Origin of the sequence: Sharpea porci, assembly GCF_009695655.1 — a bacterium.
Taxonomy (GTDB): domain Bacteria; phylum Bacillota_I; class Bacilli_A; order Erysipelotrichales; family Coprobacillaceae; genus Sharpea; species Sharpea porci.
Map to the genome: position 1 here is coordinate 1 of NZ_VUNM01000034.1, position 18911 is coordinate 18911.

19 protein-coding genes are annotated in these 18911 nt (G+C 37.1%); 6 read left to right on the top strand and 13 right to left on the bottom strand.

Annotation, left to right across the window (positions count from 1 at the left end):
* Positions 1 to 475: 475 nt before the first annotated feature.
* From FYJ79_RS10890 to FYJ79_RS10900, 3 genes are all read left to right on the top strand, one after another.
* Positions 476 to 1111 carry an IS607 family transposase gene (locus FYJ79_RS10890; protein WP_326803837.1) on the top strand — a complete coding sequence of 212 codons (636 nt, stop codon included), beginning with the start codon at positions 476 to 478 and terminating at the stop codon, positions 1109 to 1111.
* Positions 1071 to 2222, top strand: a complete 1152-nt coding sequence (locus FYJ79_RS10895; protein WP_229771461.1) for an RNA-guided endonuclease InsQ/TnpB family protein — start codon at positions 1071 to 1073, stop codon at positions 2220 to 2222. Before FYJ79_RS10890 ends, FYJ79_RS10895 begins: the two co-directional genes overlap by 41 nt.
* A 942-nt stretch (positions 2223 to 3164) precedes the next feature.
* A complete protein-coding gene (locus FYJ79_RS10900; RefSeq protein WP_321043072.1) occupies positions 3165 to 4208 on the top strand; it encodes a lactonase family protein in 1044 nt (347 codons plus the stop codon).
* Positions 4209 to 4473: 265 nt separating this feature from the next.
* On the opposite strand, the gene agaF is transcribed toward FYJ79_RS10900, so the two are convergent.
* A complete protein-coding gene (gene agaF, locus FYJ79_RS10905) occupies positions 4474 to 4911 on the bottom strand; it encodes a PTS galactosamine/N-acetylgalactosamine transporter subunit IIA (RefSeq protein ID WP_154518207.1) in 438 nt (145 codons plus the stop codon).
* 75 nt (positions 4912 to 4986) lie between these two features.
* Entirely contained in the window at positions 4987 to 6156 is a 1170-nt protein-coding gene (locus FYJ79_RS10910; RefSeq protein ID WP_154518210.1) for an SIS domain-containing protein, read from the bottom strand.
* Between the two features lie 156 nt (positions 6157 to 6312).
* On the opposite strand from FYJ79_RS10910, the gene FYJ79_RS10915 reads away from it, so the two are divergent.
* Positions 6313 to 6885: a hypothetical protein gene (locus FYJ79_RS10915; RefSeq protein ID WP_154518213.1), complete on the top strand. Its 573-nt coding sequence runs from the start codon at positions 6313 to 6315 to the stop codon at positions 6883 to 6885.
* Between the two features lie 443 nt (positions 6886 to 7328).
* On the opposite strand, the gene FYJ79_RS10920 is transcribed toward FYJ79_RS10915, so the two are convergent.
* Both FYJ79_RS10920 and FYJ79_RS10925 read right to left on the bottom strand, forming a co-directional pair.
* Entirely contained in the window at positions 7329 to 7655 is a 327-nt protein-coding gene (locus FYJ79_RS10920; protein WP_154518216.1) for a type II toxin-antitoxin system RelE family toxin, read from the bottom strand.
* The gene (locus FYJ79_RS10925) at positions 7652 to 7972 is read right to left on the bottom strand and encodes a type II toxin-antitoxin system Phd/YefM family antitoxin (RefSeq protein WP_154518219.1); all 321 of its coding nucleotides are present in this window, start codon (positions 7970 to 7972) and stop codon (positions 7652 to 7654) included. Before FYJ79_RS10925 ends, FYJ79_RS10920 begins: the two co-directional genes overlap by 4 nt.
* Positions 7973 to 8319: 347 nt before the next feature.
* On the opposite strand from FYJ79_RS10925, the gene FYJ79_RS10930 reads away from it, so the two are divergent.
* A complete protein-coding gene (locus FYJ79_RS10930) occupies positions 8320 to 9132 on the top strand; it encodes a MerR family transcriptional regulator (RefSeq protein WP_154518222.1) in 813 nt (270 codons plus the stop codon).
* On the opposite strand, the gene FYJ79_RS10935 is transcribed toward FYJ79_RS10930, so the two are convergent.
* From FYJ79_RS10935 to nagA, 8 genes are all read right to left on the bottom strand, one after another.
* Entirely contained in the window at positions 9129 to 10256 is a 1128-nt protein-coding gene (locus FYJ79_RS10935) for an NAD(P)/FAD-dependent oxidoreductase (RefSeq protein ID WP_154518225.1), read from the bottom strand. The genes FYJ79_RS10930 and FYJ79_RS10935 overlap by 4 nt on opposite strands.
* A 1-nt stretch (position 10257) precedes the next feature.
* On the bottom strand, positions 10258 to 10587 hold the full coding sequence (locus tag FYJ79_RS10940) for a (2Fe-2S)-binding protein (protein WP_154518228.1): 330 nt from the start codon (positions 10585 to 10587) through the stop codon (positions 10258 to 10260).
* 1 nt (position 10588) lies between these two features.
* Positions 10589 to 12172 carry an FAD-dependent oxidoreductase gene (locus FYJ79_RS10945; RefSeq protein ID WP_154518231.1) on the bottom strand — a complete coding sequence of 528 codons (1584 nt, stop codon included), beginning with the start codon at positions 12170 to 12172 and terminating at the stop codon, positions 10589 to 10591.
* A complete protein-coding gene (locus FYJ79_RS10950; protein ID WP_154518234.1) occupies positions 12169 to 12489 on the bottom strand; it encodes a (2Fe-2S)-binding protein in 321 nt (106 codons plus the stop codon). The genes FYJ79_RS10945 and FYJ79_RS10950 overlap by 4 nt, the downstream gene beginning before the upstream one ends.
* A gap of 17 nt (positions 12490 to 12506) precedes the next feature.
* Positions 12507 to 13910, bottom strand: coding sequence for an APC family permease (locus FYJ79_RS10955; RefSeq protein WP_154518237.1), 1404 nt, complete (start codon positions 13908 to 13910; stop codon positions 12507 to 12509).
* Between the two features lie 26 nt (positions 13911 to 13936).
* Positions 13937 to 14284, bottom strand: coding sequence for a P-II family nitrogen regulator (locus FYJ79_RS10960; RefSeq protein WP_195837082.1), 348 nt, complete (start codon positions 14282 to 14284; stop codon positions 13937 to 13939).
* Between the two features lie 12 nt (positions 14285 to 14296).
* Complete coding sequence (locus FYJ79_RS10965; RefSeq protein WP_154518243.1) at positions 14297 to 15439, bottom strand: tyramine oxidase subunit B; 1143 nt, start codon at positions 15437 to 15439, stop codon at positions 14297 to 14299.
* A gap of 153 nt (positions 15440 to 15592) precedes the next feature.
* Positions 15593 to 16732 (bottom strand): N-acetylglucosamine-6-phosphate deacetylase, encoded by a 1140-nt coding sequence (gene nagA, locus FYJ79_RS10970; protein ID WP_154518246.1) that lies wholly within the window; start codon positions 16730 to 16732, stop codon positions 15593 to 15595.
* A gap of 151 nt (positions 16733 to 16883) precedes the next feature.
* On the opposite strand from nagA, the gene FYJ79_RS10975 reads away from it, so the two are divergent.
* The gene (locus tag FYJ79_RS10975) at positions 16884 to 17510 is read left to right on the top strand and encodes a hypothetical protein (RefSeq protein WP_154518249.1); all 627 of its coding nucleotides are present in this window, start codon (positions 16884 to 16886) and stop codon (positions 17508 to 17510) included.
* 341 nt (positions 17511 to 17851) lie between these two features.
* Here the strand turns inward: FYJ79_RS10975 and FYJ79_RS10980 are convergent, their stop codons facing one another.
* Complete coding sequence (locus FYJ79_RS10980; RefSeq protein ID WP_154518252.1) at positions 17852 to 18772, bottom strand: Abi family protein; 921 nt, start codon at positions 18770 to 18772, stop codon at positions 17852 to 17854.
* Positions 18773 to 18911: the final 139 nt, after the last annotated feature.

An 18911-nucleotide genomic window follows, 5' to 3' on the forward strand; every position in this document is an offset into this window, starting at 1 on the left:
TTATAAAGAATACAAAGAGATAGAGATATTACTACATTTTTAAAGCAAAAAGCCCTTCAAAAAACGTTGAATTTATCAGTATTTTTGAAGGGTTTTTATATGCACAACTGTCAAAGGCAGGATTATAGCTACTTTATTTCCTTCTTACAAGCTACGCTTGTAAGAACCACAAAAACAACTGAAATTTAAAATTCCAGCTTAAACATTGCCTTAAGAATCGATAGAAAGGAAATAGGAATCTAAACAACATCTCTAAAACCACGCTTTATGTAAGCAACATTAGTATTGTATAAAAAATGAAATTTACGTGAGAAAAATAGTTATTTCTAGCGAATACATATATATAGGGAAGCATTTCCTTCGCCTCTAATCACTGGCGAGAAAGGAGAAATATTAGGTAACCAAAATTGTTATCAATAGTGATTAAATGTGTTGAAACATACTCATGGAGGATATTATTATGAACACATCTAATATTACTAATTACAAGCCAAAAGATTTTGCTAAATTATTGGGTGTTTCAGTCAAAACGTTACAACGTTGGGATAGAGAGGGGATTCTTAAGGCAAATCGAACTCCAACCGATAGGCGTTATTACACTTATGACCAATATCTTCAGTTCAAAGGTATAAATACTGAAAGCGATAATCGTCAGACCGTTATTTATGCCAGAGTATCGACAAGAAACCAAAAAGATGATTCGCAAAACCAAGTAACTTTCTTGCGACAGTTTTGTAATGCTAAAGGTATCATTATAGACCAGTGTATTGAAGATTATGGGAGCGGTCTTAACTACAACCGTGAAAAGTGGAATCAGTTATTAGATGAAGTGATGGGACAAAAAATCAAAACTATCATAGTCACACATAAAGATAGATTTATCAGATTTGGCTATGACTGGTTTGAAAAATTCTGTATGAAGTTTAATACAACCATAGTGGTAGTGAATAATGAAGAATTATCACCACAAGAAGAACTTGTACAGGATATAGTATCCATACTTAACGTTTTCTCTTGCAGGCTGCACGGGCTTCGTAAGTATAAAAAACAAATAGAAGGAGATGAAGAAATTGCTGAAGAGCTTCAAAACGGAGATAAATCCGACAGCTGAACAAAAAATCAGGATTAACAAGACTATTGGCACCTGTCGATATATCTATAACTTCTACCTTAGTCATAATAAAGTTTTGTACGATAAGGGTGAAAAGTTTATGACTGGCAAGAGTTTCAGCGTATGGCTTAACAATAAATATATTCCAAATAATCCTGACAAATCATGGATTAAGGAAGTGTCTTCAAAGGCTGTAAAGAAAGCTATTGAAGATAGCTGTACCGCATTTTCAAGATTTTTTATACATCAAAGCGGTTTTCCCAGATTTAAGAAAAAAGGGAAATCTGATGTAAAGATGTACTTCGTAAAGAATAATCCAAAAGATTGCAGATGCGAAAGGCACAGGATAAATATTCCAACTTTAGGCTGGGTACGCATTAAAGAAAAAGGCTATATACCAACAACTAAAGACGGATGGAAAATCAAAAGCGGTACGGTATCTATAAAGGCGGGCAGATATTATGTGTCAGTTATTGTAGAGATTCCTGACGCTAAGATGGCTAATAATAGCAATGATGGTATAGGAATTGACTTGGGTCTAAAAGACCTGGCAATTGTTTCCAATGGCAAGACTTACAAAAACATCAATAAGTCAGCAAGAATTAAGAAACTGGAAAAGAAATTACGTAGAGAGCAAAGATGTCTCTCACGAAAATATGAGAACCTGAAGAAAGGAGAGTCCACTCAAAAGAATATACAGAAACAAAAGCTCAAAGTACAAAGACTTCATCATAGAATAAATAACATTCGTACTGATTATATCAACAAATCAATAGCTGAGATAGTGAAAGCCAAGCCATCTTATATAACTATTGAAGATCTGAATGTATCAGGAATGATGAAGAACAGACATCTTTCAAAAGCTGTTGCGTCACAGAAGTTCTATGAGTTTAGAATTAAATTAAAAGCTAAATGTGATGAAAATGGCATTGAATTAAGAATTGCAGACAGATTTTATCCATCATCTAAATTATGTCACTGCTGTGGTGCTATCAAGAAAGATTTGAAGCTTTCAGATAGAATATACCGTTGTGATTGTGGCTATGTTGAGGATAGGGATTTCAATGCTGCTCTTAATTTAAGAGATGCTTTAACTTACGAAGTTGCATAATGAACGCAAACGTAAGTATGTACTGTGGGCTATCGCAGGAATTTACGACTGTGGAGTGTACAAGAACTTGTGAGTAGCGTATTGCTTGCAATCGCCAAAGCATACACATTGAAGCAGTAAGAAGTATCCGTAAGGACTTTAATTTCTCGATGTGTTTGAGTATATTTAAACATATTTTGAGTGGCAGGTGCTTTGGATGGCAACCATCCTGTGGATAGCCAAGTGTATCTTAGAAGCAGTCATTACGGTGACCGTGGAAAAGGCACTAAAGATTTGTCTGAGACAGGTCAAGGCGTTCATTAAAAAGCGCTCGAGATAGACCTCGTTAAAAGTTAGAAGGGACAAGAGTTGCGCCTCTTGTCCCTTCGCTTTGCTTTGGATGGAATTTCTCCGCCTACAGTATATCGAAATGCATGATTCAAGTCAATATCCCCTGGTATTTAAAATGATATGTACGAGAAAGCTTTTTTAGAATGATGTTTCTTAATATATCATTAGAGAAATACCTCTTCTTGTAAACAAATAGAGCACTTCCTTATTTTCTAATCACTGGCAAGAAAGGAAGTGCTCTTGGTGCATACAATCCTTTGGCTAGCTACCTGTTTCTTGAAGCAATCATTTTGGCGATTGCAATAAGGTACTAACGATTTGTCTAAAATGAAACGAGGCAATCCTTGAAATCTGCCCGAGATAAGCCTCGTTATAAACTAGAAGGGACAAGAGGCGCCACTCTTGTCACTTCGCTTTAATTTGGATGTATTTCACCGCATCAAGTATATCGAAACGCATGATACAAATCAATATCAAGTCCTATCTTATGTGAGTCTTTGATTTGTTGTTGGTCGTTGTTTCTAGTAATTCGCTTACAGTTTTTGATGAGATTGTACATTTCATCTTAAGCATGTGATAAAATGGATATAAGACTTAATGGAGGTGTCAAATGTGAATGAAACATTTTATGTAGCCAGCTATGGCAAAGGAGACAAGCGTGGTGTTTATATTGTCAGAATGGATAAAGAAACACTGCATTTAGAACTCCTTCAACATATACTTACGCCAGATTTTCCTTCCTATATGATTACCACTCCACATACACTTTATCTTTCTTATAAGAATGCTAGAAGTACGAATGATGGAGGTGGATTGGGATCATTTTCTATTGAAGGTGATCAACTTGTACTTAATAATAATTATTCATCATCAGGTAGAAGCTATACACATTTATGTATCAGCGATGATCATAAATATATTTTTGCAGCTAACTATCATATTGGTGCAACAGCTGCCTATGCTTTAGATCATGGTCGTATTGATCATAAGATCATTGCAGTAAGACATACTGGTCTAGGTCCTGATTTACTAAAACGTCAAACAGGTCCCCATGTCCATAATGTAGGCTTTACACCGGATGGACGTTTCCTTTATGCCGTAGATTTAGGTGCTGACAAGATTGTCATGTATCGCTATCAAGATGGTGGTAAGCTTGTTGAGGATACAGAATATACAGTAAATGTGCAGCCTGGTTCTGGTCCCCGTCACTTGATATTCTCTCAAGATGGTCGTTATGCTTATCTCTCTTGTGAAATCGCCAATACAGTTATGGTCTTTAAGTACGTTGATGGACGTTTGTTGATGATTCAAAATGTCAGCACATTGCCTCATCACTTCAAAGGCTTCTCAGCTGCTGCTGCTATTCGTATGACTTCTACAGGCGATCACCTCTTTGTTTCTAATAGAGGACATGATTCGATTGCCATGTATCGTGTCAACAAGGACAACGGCAAGATATCCTTACTTTATATGGTCCATTGTGCAAGTGAGCCAAGAGACTTTAATATTCTTGATGATCAATATCTTATTGTTGGATGTCAAAAAGAGAATAAATTACAGGTTATGACTTTTGATGAAGAAAACGAGAAACTCTTACTTTCAGATCAAGAACTAGAAATACCTGAACCAGTATGTATTACATTTAAAAAAGCATAATAAACGAAGATGGAACAGGCAAATGACTGTTCCATCTTTTCTTTATATTGTAGATATTCTATCTTGTTACATATGTATATGTATCTCTTTGTATTATCTAAACGCACGCATGCGATTAGCACGTAAAAAAAGATCCAGCATGATCACTGGATCTCTTATTCTATTCTAAAATCACTAAAGTTTAGGAGATATGAACGATGTAAACAAATGTTAATAAGGGGAAAAATTTATAAACGTCACTTTAATGATTTATAGAAATAATATATTAAATACCATCACTGAAGTCATCAGGTTCTTCTGTGTCTGCAGCTAAAGTACTTGCATCAAAACGTGTAATCTGTTCAGGACCTACTGAAAGAGCTGTATTGACAAGTGACTGTAAATCCATACCAAATGTACGTGCTAATGAGATTTCACAAACCATAGGTAGGTTTGTTCCAGCAATAACTTCTACATTCTCATATTCCTGAGAAATCAATACTGCTGTCTTGAATGGTGAACCACCTGCTAAGTCCGCAAAGACAATAGTACCATCGCAATCCTGTAAAGCATCAAGAGCTTCTCTTAAATCATGTTCTAATTCATCTACTTCATGTTCAAAATTAACGACCTTAAATGCTTCCTGTGGTCCAGCAATTAAATCGAGTGCGCTTTTTAAACCAGCCGCAAATCTTCCATGTCCTGTTAATACAATTCCAACCATATAAGTCCCTCCCTGTTATCTTTATTTAATAAAATATGTGTCTTATTATAATGATTTATAGAAATTTGTAAACCGTTATTTAGTATATGGGTAAATTGTAACCCCTTTTACTACTCTGTTTACTTCTCCACTTGGGCAAGGATTATCTGGAGTGAACTTCAAGCTTAATGATTTAAAGATGGCAATTGTCTGTGCTACAAGAATGTATTCAATACCTGTGAAGACATTTGGTAAATCTTTATCATTATCAAATGAAATAAAGTAATCAGCCTTATCCTTAATTTCATCATCCTTAGTAGATACAACTAAGATCTTATTGCCCTTTCTTTCAGGACTCATTTCTTTAATAATGTCATATTCATACTGACGTGTATAAGGCTTATCTGTTAAGTAAACAACACATAATGTTGTATCATTGATAACTGACTTAGGACCATGTCTGAATCCCATTGGTGTATCGAAGTTTGTATCAACATGTCCACCTGTTAATTCACAGATCTTAAGTGCTGATTCCTGTGCAACACCCTTTAAGTTATTAGAGCCTAAATATACAATACGGTTGAAATCAAAATCATCAACAATCTTCTTACATACTTCCCAAGTCTTATCTAAGAATAACTGTCCTTTAGCAGCAACCATTTCAAAATCGGCACTGATTGCATCTAATTCATCAAGGTTGAATGCAAGATATGTAGCTAAATACATATTTGAATATGATGATGTCATCGCAAAGCTCTGATCATGTGTTTCTGGCGTTAAGTGAATGCAATAGCAGTTATCTTTGCCTTCTGCAAACTTAGATAAAGCACCATCTTTATTACAAGTAACGAATAAGTGATAGATTTCCTTACATACTACATTAGCTGCTTCAACAGCACCTACTGATTCAGGTGAATTACCACTTCTCGCAAAGCTTACTAATAATGTAGGCTTAGTAGCACTTAAATAACATTCTGGATCGGCAACGATATCAGTAGTACCATAAGACTTAACCTTATGATCATATTTACCTTCTAATGAAGGGAAAATAGAATTACCAACGAATTCACTTGTTCCAGCACCAGTAAGAATAATATCAAAATCATCCTCACTTGTGATCTTACTAATAAACTTTCCTAAAGCTTCCTTTTCTTCTTTAATCTGGTCGATTGTCTTCTTCCAAGTAGCTGGCTGCTGATTAATTTCTTTAGCTGTCCAATAGCCACCAAGGTTCTTCCAATCGGCACTCATTTTATCAAACAACATACAAATGACCTCCTTATTTCTACAAGTAGATTATATTATTTTAATATTCTTTTACAATACACCTAATAATTAGTGCAAATATATAATTAATTTCTTTTTCCATATTTGTATTATTTCCTATATAATAGAGATATACATAGAAAGGAAGTCATTCATATGGGGAAATTATTTCAAAAGCCAAAAGTCAATGCCATGATTACTGGTCGTAATATCTATCGTACTTCTAAGGGAGGCTTGCTTTATCATAATAAGCGTACAAATCTTGTCTACCGCATTCCTGCCAATAAAGAAAGTATGTTTAAGACTTATCAGTCACGATATGTCTTATGTTTGATTGCTTTAATTCTTTTATCTATTACATTTAAAGTACAGCTTGTCTTTAGTATTGGTTTGTTTGTATTATTCTGTGTGTTATTTGAATGGCGTTATCGTGCCTTCTTAAAGAGCTGCTCTTCAACTAAAGGCTTCTTGAAGTCCGATCATGCCATAAGTATGGATCAATATATCGATCTTGATAATCCAAACTTAATCTTACGTATATTCTTATATGGCGCATTTGCTTTGCTTCTTGTCATTAACGCCTTAACTTCAAAGAACGTATCAAGTAATCCAGGCTTACAGGTTGGCTCTTATATTATTGCTGTGGCTGCTGGTTTCTTCTGCTTTAAATATATTTCTATTTTAGTAAGAAACTTGCATAAAACAAAAACACCACAATTGAATGGTTAAGAAAAGGTGGTTCTATGTTTTAGAACCACCTTTTTATTATGTGATTTTTGAATGGCTGTAGTTTCGTTCTCTCTAAGACTCCAAATCATCAAACATTTGCTTCGTATTTCTCCATTCAAACAAACTCCCAAAACATTCAATCTAATCCCCATATCTAAGCAATGCTAAATAGAAGGTTAAAGTGAATATCATGTGAATGGTATTAGAATGTTGGCCTAGAAATATCACATGCTTGCTTAATATCAGTTATAGATATTTTATGAAAATCTTTATATTTCATAATTTACAATAATTGATCTGGATTATTTTTTGTTTGAAGAGATATTTGTTCGTTTTTCATTGATATCCCCCTATACATAAAGCATTATATCAAATACATGTATAGCACTCACAAAATATGCCATATAAGAAAAAGAGCATTATTTTGAAACATCAATATTATACTACTCACCTTGATCAATTCGTGAACGAGCTTTCTTATAAACATATTCGTCAGCTCTCAATCCTACGATTATGATGAACATTTCTTTATTTCTTTTTACAAGTTGATAAATGATTCGTATACCAGATTTCTTCAACTTTATTTTATACAACCCTTTCAGATCAATGCCATATTTAACACCTAAAGGTTTACCATATCCGCCTTCATATATAGGTAATGGATTTTTTGAGGTTTTTTCGATTGCCTTCATAACAACTATTCTTTGGCTACCATCCAACCTTTTGAAATCTTTTCTAGCTTCGTCAAGGAATTGAACTGTCCACGTCATACAAAATCTACCTCATCATCCTCAACTTCATCTAAATCCTTTTCAGTAACATCAAATTCATCCTTAATGTCATCCAACGAATAGATTTTAGAATCGCTTTCGATCCTTTCAATTGCCATAGCATAATCAAGTGCATTCTCAATCTCCTCCATAAGCTCGATATACTTGTCAGGAGAAAGCAAGACACATTCTGGTTCATTATTTTTAAAAACAATCTTCATCCCTGTTTGCTTGACTTCATCAAAAATCTTTTTCGCTTGTCCTTTATTGAACTGAGATATAGACACGGTATTTTTTAATAATGTATTTGCTTCCATAATATCACCTCACCAGCATTATATATAATATTTTAATATATATCTATATATTTACTAATTTATTTATTAATTTATTTATTGTAATAATATAGCATCGACAAATGTTTTTTCCTATTAACAAGCAAACCCATCAATTATTAAACATTTTATATCTCTTAATCATCAAACTATATGTAAACAAGAATTCTTTTTGAAATAAAAGCCTGTGAAACTGAATCACAAAACTTAAATACTGAAATCAAAAGATATTTATGAATTTATGCAGAGTAGCACAAAGCGTTATATACCTTTTATCCTTTCAAATATGTCTTTTTGTATGCTAGACTAGAAAAAAGGAAGTGTTTGAGATGAATGAAATCAGGTTATTTAAGATTGGGGAATTGTCGGAATTATTTAATGTAAGTGTTGATTCTATTCGTTATTATGAGAAGGTTGGGCTTCTTCATCCGATTAGAAATACAAATAATTACCGTCTTTATACTGTTGATGATGTTCGGGTTATGAATACAATCAGGGAATTACTTGATCTTGGTTTTAATACGAATGATATATTAAAGTTTGAACAAGATCGTACGTTAAGTCATATGATCAATATGCTTGAAGACGAAGAAAAAGCCATTGATACACAAATGGCTTTACTTCAGAAAAAGAAGAATGGTATTCACGAAAGACTTGTTTCTATTCACCAGGCTCTTAGTAAAGATACCAGTGAAACTATTACCTTACAACATTTCCCTCAAAGAGAATGTATGAAAATTGTTGATGGGGATATGCCCGATGTCCTGATTAATTATACTCTTGCCCATTTTCATAAAGACAATCTTGAACAGACATCAACGATTGGTGTTTGTGATTGTTATGTTCTTGATATGAATGCGATTAATCAGGAAGGTAATGATTATCGGACAAAGGCTGTTTTCTTCTACGCCCCACACTTACCGCTTCAGACAAATGACATTCTGCCCGAAGGTGATTATCTGACTTTGGCATATCGTGGTGGTTTTCATAAGTCCTTGCACTTAGTACCAAAGATGCTGCAATATGCGAAAGAACATCATTTGAAGGTTCTTGGTGATCCGATTGAGTTTTGTCATATTGATCGCTATGAAACAAGTCATATCGATGAATATCTCATTGAACTTGAAATCCGTGTGAGCTAGTCATAGAAGCGTTCATAACGCAATGCACTTAAGTCCAACAATGGCTTTTCCCCACATGTCATCTGGGCAAGCATATAGGCAACAGCTGGTGCTGTTCCAAAGCCATGGCCATTAAAACCACAGGCAAGTATCAACCCAGGAGCTTCTTCAACAGGCCCTAGGACACAAACGCCATCACTAGTGCAATCACACCATCCTGTCCATGAACGGACAATCTTACTACGTGCCAAAGCTGGTATATAGCCTTCAACCGCACGACATGTTGCCCCTAAGGTATCAGGATGGGCAAAATTTGTAGTTTCGGGTGGGATATCCATGTAGGCTTCAGGACCGGCAACTGCCCCAAAGACGAATGAACCATGATGCGTCTGATGACCGTAGAAGTCAGCTGCTGCTGTACCAAGCATCTGGCTAAACATCTTTGGTTCCATTTCTGTGACAATACATCCATCAATAACATCATCCATAGGAATATCTAAGCCAATAGTATTCATAATAGCACGGGATGCATAGCCTGCTGCAAGAATAATAGTCTTAGCACTTAATACTTCACCATCACTCATAATAACTTCTGAGACTTTTCCTTTGATCTTCTTTAAGCCTTTGACTTTGGCATGTGTATAGAAATGAACACCCATTTCCAATGCTTTCATATAATAGCCAAGAGTTGTCGTTAGTGGGTTGGCATGGCCATCCGTTGGACAGAAGCTTGCCCCAATGACATCATCGGAAAGATAGGGATTAATTGTATGTGCTTCTTGTTTATCAACCATCCTGACATCTAGGCCCATTGCCTTACAGTTGTCGGCGAGCTGGTTGAGTTTTTTCATATGGGCTTCTGTTTTACCAAGACGCAAATTCCCTTCTTGCGTATATTCTGTATTCACGCCAAGCTCTTCTGAAAGTGTTGGCCAGAACTTCTGTACCGCCAACATAGCGACTGGGAGTTCACGGACATCACGCCCGCTCTGTCTCACACCACCACCATTACGGCTGCTTGCCCCATGCCCAATTGATGCTGATGATTCTAAGACGATAATATCTTTCACGCCTCTTTTAGCGAGGTAGTAGGCTGTTGCACTACCAACAATACCTCCACCAATAATAATAACGTCTGCTTTCATATTACTCGCCCCCTTTTTCATCCAAACCACATGTCTTCATGCTTGCTGGACGCATTGGTGATCTTGATGTCGCTACTTCTATATCTGTTACTGGGACATGCAATTCTTTAGCGACAAGACGTCTTGTCAGACTGCCACAAGTCTGCCCCTGACAAAGCCCCATGCCACAACGTAGAAATCGACGCAATTCTTCAATCGTCAATAATCCAGAATGAATAGCACGACGAATTTCCCCTTTAGTCACTTCTTCACAACGACAAACGAGTAAATCATCATCAGCTTCTTCTACATAAGGACCGATGTTTTTTAATGCTTCCTGAATATCAAACATACTATTCATCCCCCTTCTTATAAAAACGTGCTAGATCAATATAATGATATGGTACTTTCATAGTTACTAATGCTGTATGATCATAGGATTTTGGAGCACGTACCTGGGTAATTTCTGCTTCACAAAGTGCTTTACCACTACGACCTAGGGCATGCCCTAAATCACCGACTTCAGGTAATGGCAAGAATTCATAGGGCATTGTAATAAGACCATAATCCTCATCTTCATGTTCTTCCACCAAGAAGATTGCCTGACCAGGACAGCTAGCGACACACATGCCACAGTTAATACAAGTGCTCTCTTTGACGGATATTGGTAATGATGTCATATTCTCACCAATGGAAATACAGCCTTTATGACAAGCACTCTGACATGGGTTACAAGGAATATTCTGCGTACATTCAATAACAGGATGAATAGCTGCTTTATGAACGAATCCTGGGAATCTTGAAATCTCGTCATCAGCGACAAAGCCATGTTTTAAAAGATTTGTTGAAATGAGGATATCTTCTTCTGTCTTAGTTATTTCTTTCCCCCTATTCTTGGGGGCAAACATCCCCTGGCGTAAGGCATCAAGCGACTGATCCAGCTCTTCTTCTTTCGCATCCTTTTCTTCTTTGGTCATATAGCCAAGATATTCAGCAATCGCATAACCACTCATTCTTCCTTCAATCATGGCTGAAGAAGCTTCTTCAATACCTGTGACATCACCAGCCGCAAAGATACCGGGAATACTTGTTGCCCCTGTCTCATCACAATCTGGGACATAACCACCACGTGTATCTTTCATGCCAACACCATCCATCTTCAACAACTGAGCCATTGGTGATAACCCAACAGCAACACAGATCGTGTCCACATCGAAATGTTTTTCTGTTCCCTCAATAAACTGAAAATGATCATCAACTTCAGCAATCGTCACACCTGTCACATGATCATCACCTTCAGCCTCCTTAATCGTATGAGAAAGATAGAAAGGAATACCAGTACGGGCTAGCTTAGCCGCATGAACACCATAGCCACCAATATTCTTAGCTGCATCGACTAAAGCCACAACTTCACATCCTGCCTGCAAGAGCTGAAAGCTGACAACCAAGCCAACATTTCCTGTTCCAAGCATTAGGACTCTTTCACCAGGTTTGATATGATGCAAATTCATCATTGTCTGGGCTGCCCCAGCACCAATAACACCCGGTAACGTCCAGCCTCTAAAGTTCACCATATTCTCACTTGCGCCTGTTGCCACAAGAATGGCATCACCTTTGACATGATGAACTTCATCATTGATCATGACAGTGATTTCTTTCTGGGCAAACATCCCCATAACTGTCGCATTCAAGACAACTTCAACACCCTTTTCATGTGCTTCCTTTAAAAGCTCATCACCAATCTTAAATCCCCTTATTTTCGCATGATGTTCCTTTGAGCCAAAGAATTTATGAATCTGTTTAAACAGCTGTCCACCAGGACGGGCATTCTCATCATAGACAGTGACTTGAATGCCTCGACTCGCTGCTTCGATAGCTGCTGATAAACCAGCTGGCCCAGCTCCAATGACAATCAGTTCTTTATGTTCGATCTTCATTTTGCTTCCTCCTTTGCGCTTACACCATATTGTGTTTGAACAACCATGCCTGCTTTAAGAGGCGTAATGCATGTTCTGACATTGGGAATACCATCCACAATCATGACACAGTCCGTACATCTGCCAATGGCACAAAAGACACCACGTGGTTCATGTCTCTTGGCTGTATAACGATGAACCATAATACCATTGACACGTAAAGCAGAAGCAATTGGTTCTCCCTCATAACCTTCTAGTTTTTTCCCATCACAGGTAAACTCTACACATTTACCTTCAGGACTTTCCCCTAATATAGGATGCATTGTAATTCTCTCCATACGTCTCCTCCCAAGAGTTATTTCCAGATTCCTCTTCTTTTTCTAATTTTATAATACATTGTATTTTCCATAGCCAAGACCTTTTCCATCGGCACTGGCTTAAAGATAGGAATACGCATCTTCATCTTTGTCCAGATGACGGCATAGATAAATAAAATGACAAAGACAATAGCTGTTAATCCCCAGATTTGATAGCGTTCAATTGGATCAATAGAGATATGTAAGATCATATAGATTTCACCAAGAATACCAATGATTGGTAAAATAGGTCCAAAAGGGACTTTAAAGTTTCTTGGTGCATGAGGTAATCTTTTTCTAAAGACTAATAAGTCTATATGAGCTGTAATATAGGAAGCCATCCAGAATACTGAACCAACTAGAATCAAGAAACTAATACGATCACTTGAATCCTGAGAAATCCAGGCAAAGACTAAGATAGAAATAGTAACAACCCAGATACCAATATAGGGCACCTTGTCTTTATTGAGCTTGCCAAAGAATTGTGGCATTAAATTCGTACGACTCATTCCGGCAAAGATACTTGATAGTCCCTGGACTGTGGAATTTTGGGTACTGACAACAGCTAATGCTGCGACAAATGCCATCCAGATCTGCCCGGCTTTTCCAAGCAAGTTTTCACCATAGAGTAAATGCGGTGCTGCACTCGCCTTTAGTGCATCCCAGGCTGTATAATTCTTAAAGCCCATAATGAGAATAGACTGTACTAAGCAGATAATTCCTAATCCAATAAACATCCCTAATGGCACATTTCTCTTCGCATTCTTGACATCCTTGGATATAGGAATGGCATATTCAGCTCCAATAAAGAGCCAGAAGGCCACAGCTGTCATTGAGACAATATTCTTAAAATGTGGATGCATGATAGCACTCTGGTGAACAACAGTTCCCGTTCCTAGCTTAAAGACACCAATAAGTCCCATTAAAAGCATTGATCCCAACAACAAGTAGGCTACTAAGTCCTGAATCTTGGCAAACATATCGACCCCATGCAAGTTCGCAATCAGAATAACGACGGATGCAAGAACAGTCCAGAAGTAGTTAGGTACAGGTAAATGCAAGACTTTCCCCATCGCATAGGCAAAGATAGAAGCCTCAACACCTGATGAGAGGATATTGGATATCATATAACCTCCTACCATCAAGACAATGGTTGGAACAGGACCAATACCTGCCAATGTATATTGGGCTAGGCCTCCTGTGACATTGGGCATTAAGGCATTGAGTTCGGACATTGTTGCCATGGTGATCATATTAAGCAAGCATGCTATAATCATCGCAAAGATAAAGAGTTCACCAATCTCTCCAGCACCTTGTCCCAAGGAAATCAGACAGCTTGTCGCAATGACTAAACCAACTGATACTGAGACGACATTGCGTAAGCCAAGTTTCTTTTCTTCCATATGACTCTCCCCCTCATGACTATGATTTATAATGCTTGTTTGCCATGTTCTCCTGTACGTACACGGATGACATCTTCTAAGCTTAAGACAAAGATTTTGCCATCACCTATATGACCTGTATAGAGTTCTTTCTCAACAGCTTCAACAATCTTATCCACACGTTCGCTTTCTACAACACATTGCACTTCAATCTTTGGTAAAAGCTCCATCTCATAATTCGTATCCACTTCATATTCTTTCGTGCCCTTTTCAGCCCCACAACCAAGCACCTGAATAAAAGTCATACCACCCACTTCAAGCTTACTTAATAAGCTTTTCAAAGAAGCAAACTTCGACATATCACAAATAATCTCTATTCTCGATAACTTACTCATAACCATTTCCCCCTATGCCATTTCTGGTTTCTTCCAGAGATTTAATTTCACACCAACACCTAACTCTTTTGCCCGTTTGTAGACTGAAGCACCCCAAGCCACATCTTCAACTGGCATGCCCCCAACGGAATAAATAATGATTTCATCATCACTTGTTCTGCCTTTGACTTTACCTTCAATAATGTCAGCTAACTCAAGAATATCTTCTTTCTCTTTCTTACCTTCATGTATGAGATCAGTAAACTTAGAACCAATAATGGCTATCTTAGGATATGTAGGATAAGGATATTCTTCTTCCCATGCTTCATAAAGCATCTTGTTGTCAACAACACATTTTGCCTTAACAATCATCTCATCATCAAACTTAGCTGCCGATGGCATAGAAATAAATGCCCCAGGCTTGACCCATTCCTTGGCCACATAAGGATAAGTATCAACAATAGCAGGATCATCACCACACTGAGCAACAGTCGTAAAAGAAATAATATCCGCACCCCTAACTGCCTCTTCTTCACTTTCACATACCTTAATTTCATCAAACTGTGGATATTCTTTCTTTACAAAAGCAATAAAGCTATCAATAGACTTCTTACCACGGCCTTTAATATGAAGACGATGTAAATGCGGACAAGTCACCGCAAAAGCCGCTAAACTCGTTTTACCCATGACACCCGGTCCAATAATAGCCACTGTTTCTGAATCCTGACGAGCAAGATATTTAGCACCAACCCCAGGTACACCACCTGTACGATATGCCGAAAGTAAGTTGGCAGACATAAAGGCTAAAGGAGCACCGGTATCTTTATCTGATAATGTCATCATCAAGATACTTCTTGGTAAGCCTTTATCTTTGTTTTCAATATTGGAGCCATACCATTTCACACCAGCCATCTGGTAATCCCCACCTAAATAGGCAGGCATCGCCATAAAGCGTCGATCCTGGGTATTTCTTGGCATACCTGGAAACTTCGGATGATCAGGAAACATAATCATGCACCCATGGGAGTTCCCATTTTCACCACCCATACGATAATCTCCTGCCTTTAAAAGCAACAACATCTTTTCCATCGATTCAACACAAGCCTTCATATCTTTCACGCCAGCCTTGATCATATCTGGTTCGGAGAGATATAAGAAATCAATCTTTGTATCCATAGCTTTATTCCCCCTGTCTCTTTCTTGTATGCCTGAAGTATAAAGTCTAGTATTATACTAGGGTCAATAGCTTTTTATCACAATTATAAATATTTATCATATATCTAAAAAATCCCACAAAAAAACTGTAGCCATTACGCTACAGTCTTCTTATTATAGATAAGCTTTACCTCTTGCATATGTCTGAACAACATCATACTGATCATTCAAGACAACAATATCAGCATCATAGCCAACATTTAATTTACCCTTACGATCATCAACCTTTAAAGCTCTAGCTGGATTAAGTGTACATGAGTTAAGGGCATAATCGAATGGTACGCCTGCTTCTTCAACAACAATCTGTAAGCCACGGTTGATTCTTAATGTACTACCGGCAAGTCCTTTTGTACTTGTCAGATGTGCTGTGCCATCAGGGTAAACTTCAATTTCATTACCGCCAAAGATATGTTTAGAGCCACATGGACAACCTTTAGCCATTAATGAGTCAGAAATCATGATGACATGGTCACGTCCCTTAGCCATGTAGTAATTGTTGAGAGAGTTAACATTGGAATGGTGACCATCACAAATAACTTCACCATAGACATCACGCATACGGAATGCAGCACCAACAAGACCAGGGGCACGGTGATGGAATGGTGACATACCGTTGAAGACATGTGTCATACTCATAGCACCATGGGCAACAGCCATACGTGCTTCTTCATAAGTTGCGCCAGAATGACCTTGGCTGACTAATACACCATGTTGTGATGCATATTCAATAAGCTTATAGCCTTTATCATGTTCTGCTGCAACTGTAATAACTTTAATTAATCCTTTAGCATCTTTCTGATATTGTTTGAATTCTTCTAGATTTGGTGTAACACAATACTGTTCTGGCTGAGCACCTTTGAATTTCTGATCAAGATATGGACCTTCAAAATGAATACCAAGAATTTCTGCACCTTCATAGCCTTCTTCTACAACATTAGCCACATTCTTAACGGCATTAGAAAGAACTTCATGGCTCTGAGTAATTGTCGTAGGGCAAATACCTGTAACACCCTCCTTCACAATCTCTCTCATCCATTTTCTTAATCCTTCTGGTGTTGCATCATTGGTATCCCATGTGTCATAGCCATGTGTATGTATGTCAATGAAGCCTGGGACAATACGATCATTACCGTAATCGACATCGACTGGCTTTGTATCATATTCTAAAACATCAACAATCTTTTCACCGCTCATTTCAATCTGTGCTGCCATAAACTGACCAGCAATCCAAACACGTTTACTTTGAATAATCATAAATTACCTCCTTCATTATCCTATACTTATTTTATACCCTATTTCGTACAAAACAATTACCATAATGCATTATTATTTTGTATTTTTTAATATGTTGAGGAAAATACAAGACATTTTCTATATAATAAGAGTAAAGAAAGAGGTGTTGTACATGATTAGAGTCATTGGTGTAGTCATTGTGATTGCGGTTGTCATGATGAGCGTAATAAGTCAATTAAAAGGAAGAGCAATCAAGAAGCTTGTGAGTTATCTAGAAAACGGTGATTATGACAGCTTTAATACTTATGCTCAAAGCAAATATATTAAGTTCCTTATTCCAAGAACAAGCCTTATGGAATTAAGACTCAACGGTGCCTTAATAGAACAAGACACAAAAGAAATCAATAGCTTACTTAAAGAACTTACTGATATGCCACTACTTCCTAATAAGAAGCAGGAAATTGCGATGAAAGGCTTTAACTATTTCATCGGTCTTGAAAATAAAAAAGAAGCTAAGAAATATCTCAAGCTTGTGAACGAAGGTCCAAATGATCGCATGAAAGTCGAAGCAAAGCGTGTCTATAATATTTATGTCTTAAAGAACGATGATGACTTAAAGGACTTATTAGAAGAAATCAACGATCAAGAAGATTACCAGAAAGGTGTCAACGAATTCCTAGTCTCACTCATCTATCAAAACAAAGGTGACAAAGAGAATGCGAAGAAGTACGAAGACTTAAGTAAAGAACACCTAGCCATGGTAGACGAACTCACAGCCCAGAACTTAAAGAAAGCCTAGCCGTTATACAAACGGCTTTTCTTTTGTCCAAAGTAATACATACCACTCTTTATAATGTTTATTTGATAAAACTTTAGAAAAAGTGTACATTACTTCTCTTTTAAATCTTTATAAAAGAAAAAACCTCCAGTTAAGAGACTGGAGATCACATTTGTGGTCATTTGAAACGAGTTATTTAACCTGATATTTTCCTAAATACTTTCGCAACATTGATCTATATTGTCTTAAATAACGATTCCCAGACAATCGTAATCCCTGTCTACATCGGTCAGGACCAGATTGATGAACTGGTGGTGAAAGCCACCCAGAGAATCAACTACAGGTTAGGAGACCGGTAGAGATTATTCGAAAGATGTTGGAGCTTGCAAAATATTTTTCCAATCAGGTGGAAAACCTATAAAGGAGAGAATGACGATATCCTGGTATTTACTTATGGTTTTGACTATATCTCTTAGAAAAGATTCCCACTGTTCATTGCTATGTAACATGCGTTTTATGACAAGGAAAACCGGAAACACCTTGTTCTGCTTTGAACGGTATTTTAGGTTTTCCTTATAAAGAAACGGAGTTTGCTTTAAAGGCATATTATACAAACGGTTGTAGTGGGCACAAATATTTCTGATTTCGACAAGAGCCAGCATCCAACTTTTTAAGTGGTTTGGCGAGGTCGCATAAAATGAAGAGATGCTTTTTTGATCTTCCGATTTCATGATATCAAAAATAGATGTGATATTTCCAAAAGTCATAAGTTCCACAGCAGCCCAAATTGGAAAATGTCCATCATATACATCTTGATGATGATTGACAAAAGGTAGGTTTTTGCAATGCTTCACTTCATTTTTAAAAGAATCCATGATAGTGCCATGTACGGATTTGCCGTTGCGATTCTTTTTATCATTGAAATTTCTGACATCGACATATCCCTCTGGACCATATTTTATTGAAAGACAATATGATATTTGAGTTCGAAGCTGTACTTCCAGCTGTTCTACAATATGAATGATATCATTGCGAAACTCGCTGTCAAAGCAATAGAGACGGAAAATATGCTCCAAAGTAATATCGTCACGATATTCTTCGGAATTCGCATCTTTTTTTAGACCGATGCCATAAGCACTAAGGCGATAGTAATTAACCTTTTCAAGAATTTTTAAAGCCGAATCTTCATGCATGATAGTGAGGTTATGAATCGTTTTAAGACGTTCAATCTGTTGCTCAAAGGTAAGTGCCGGCTTTAAAGGGTTTGATATATCTGTACTCATATATTTCTCCATAATCAAAACCACGCCTAAAAGGCGTGGTTTGAACTGCGGCTATAAGCCTGTAATACCTGCTCGCGTCTAAAGGCGCTTGCTTTCACTTCGTTCAAGCTACCGCTCTTGACGCTCGCTATCCCTCAAA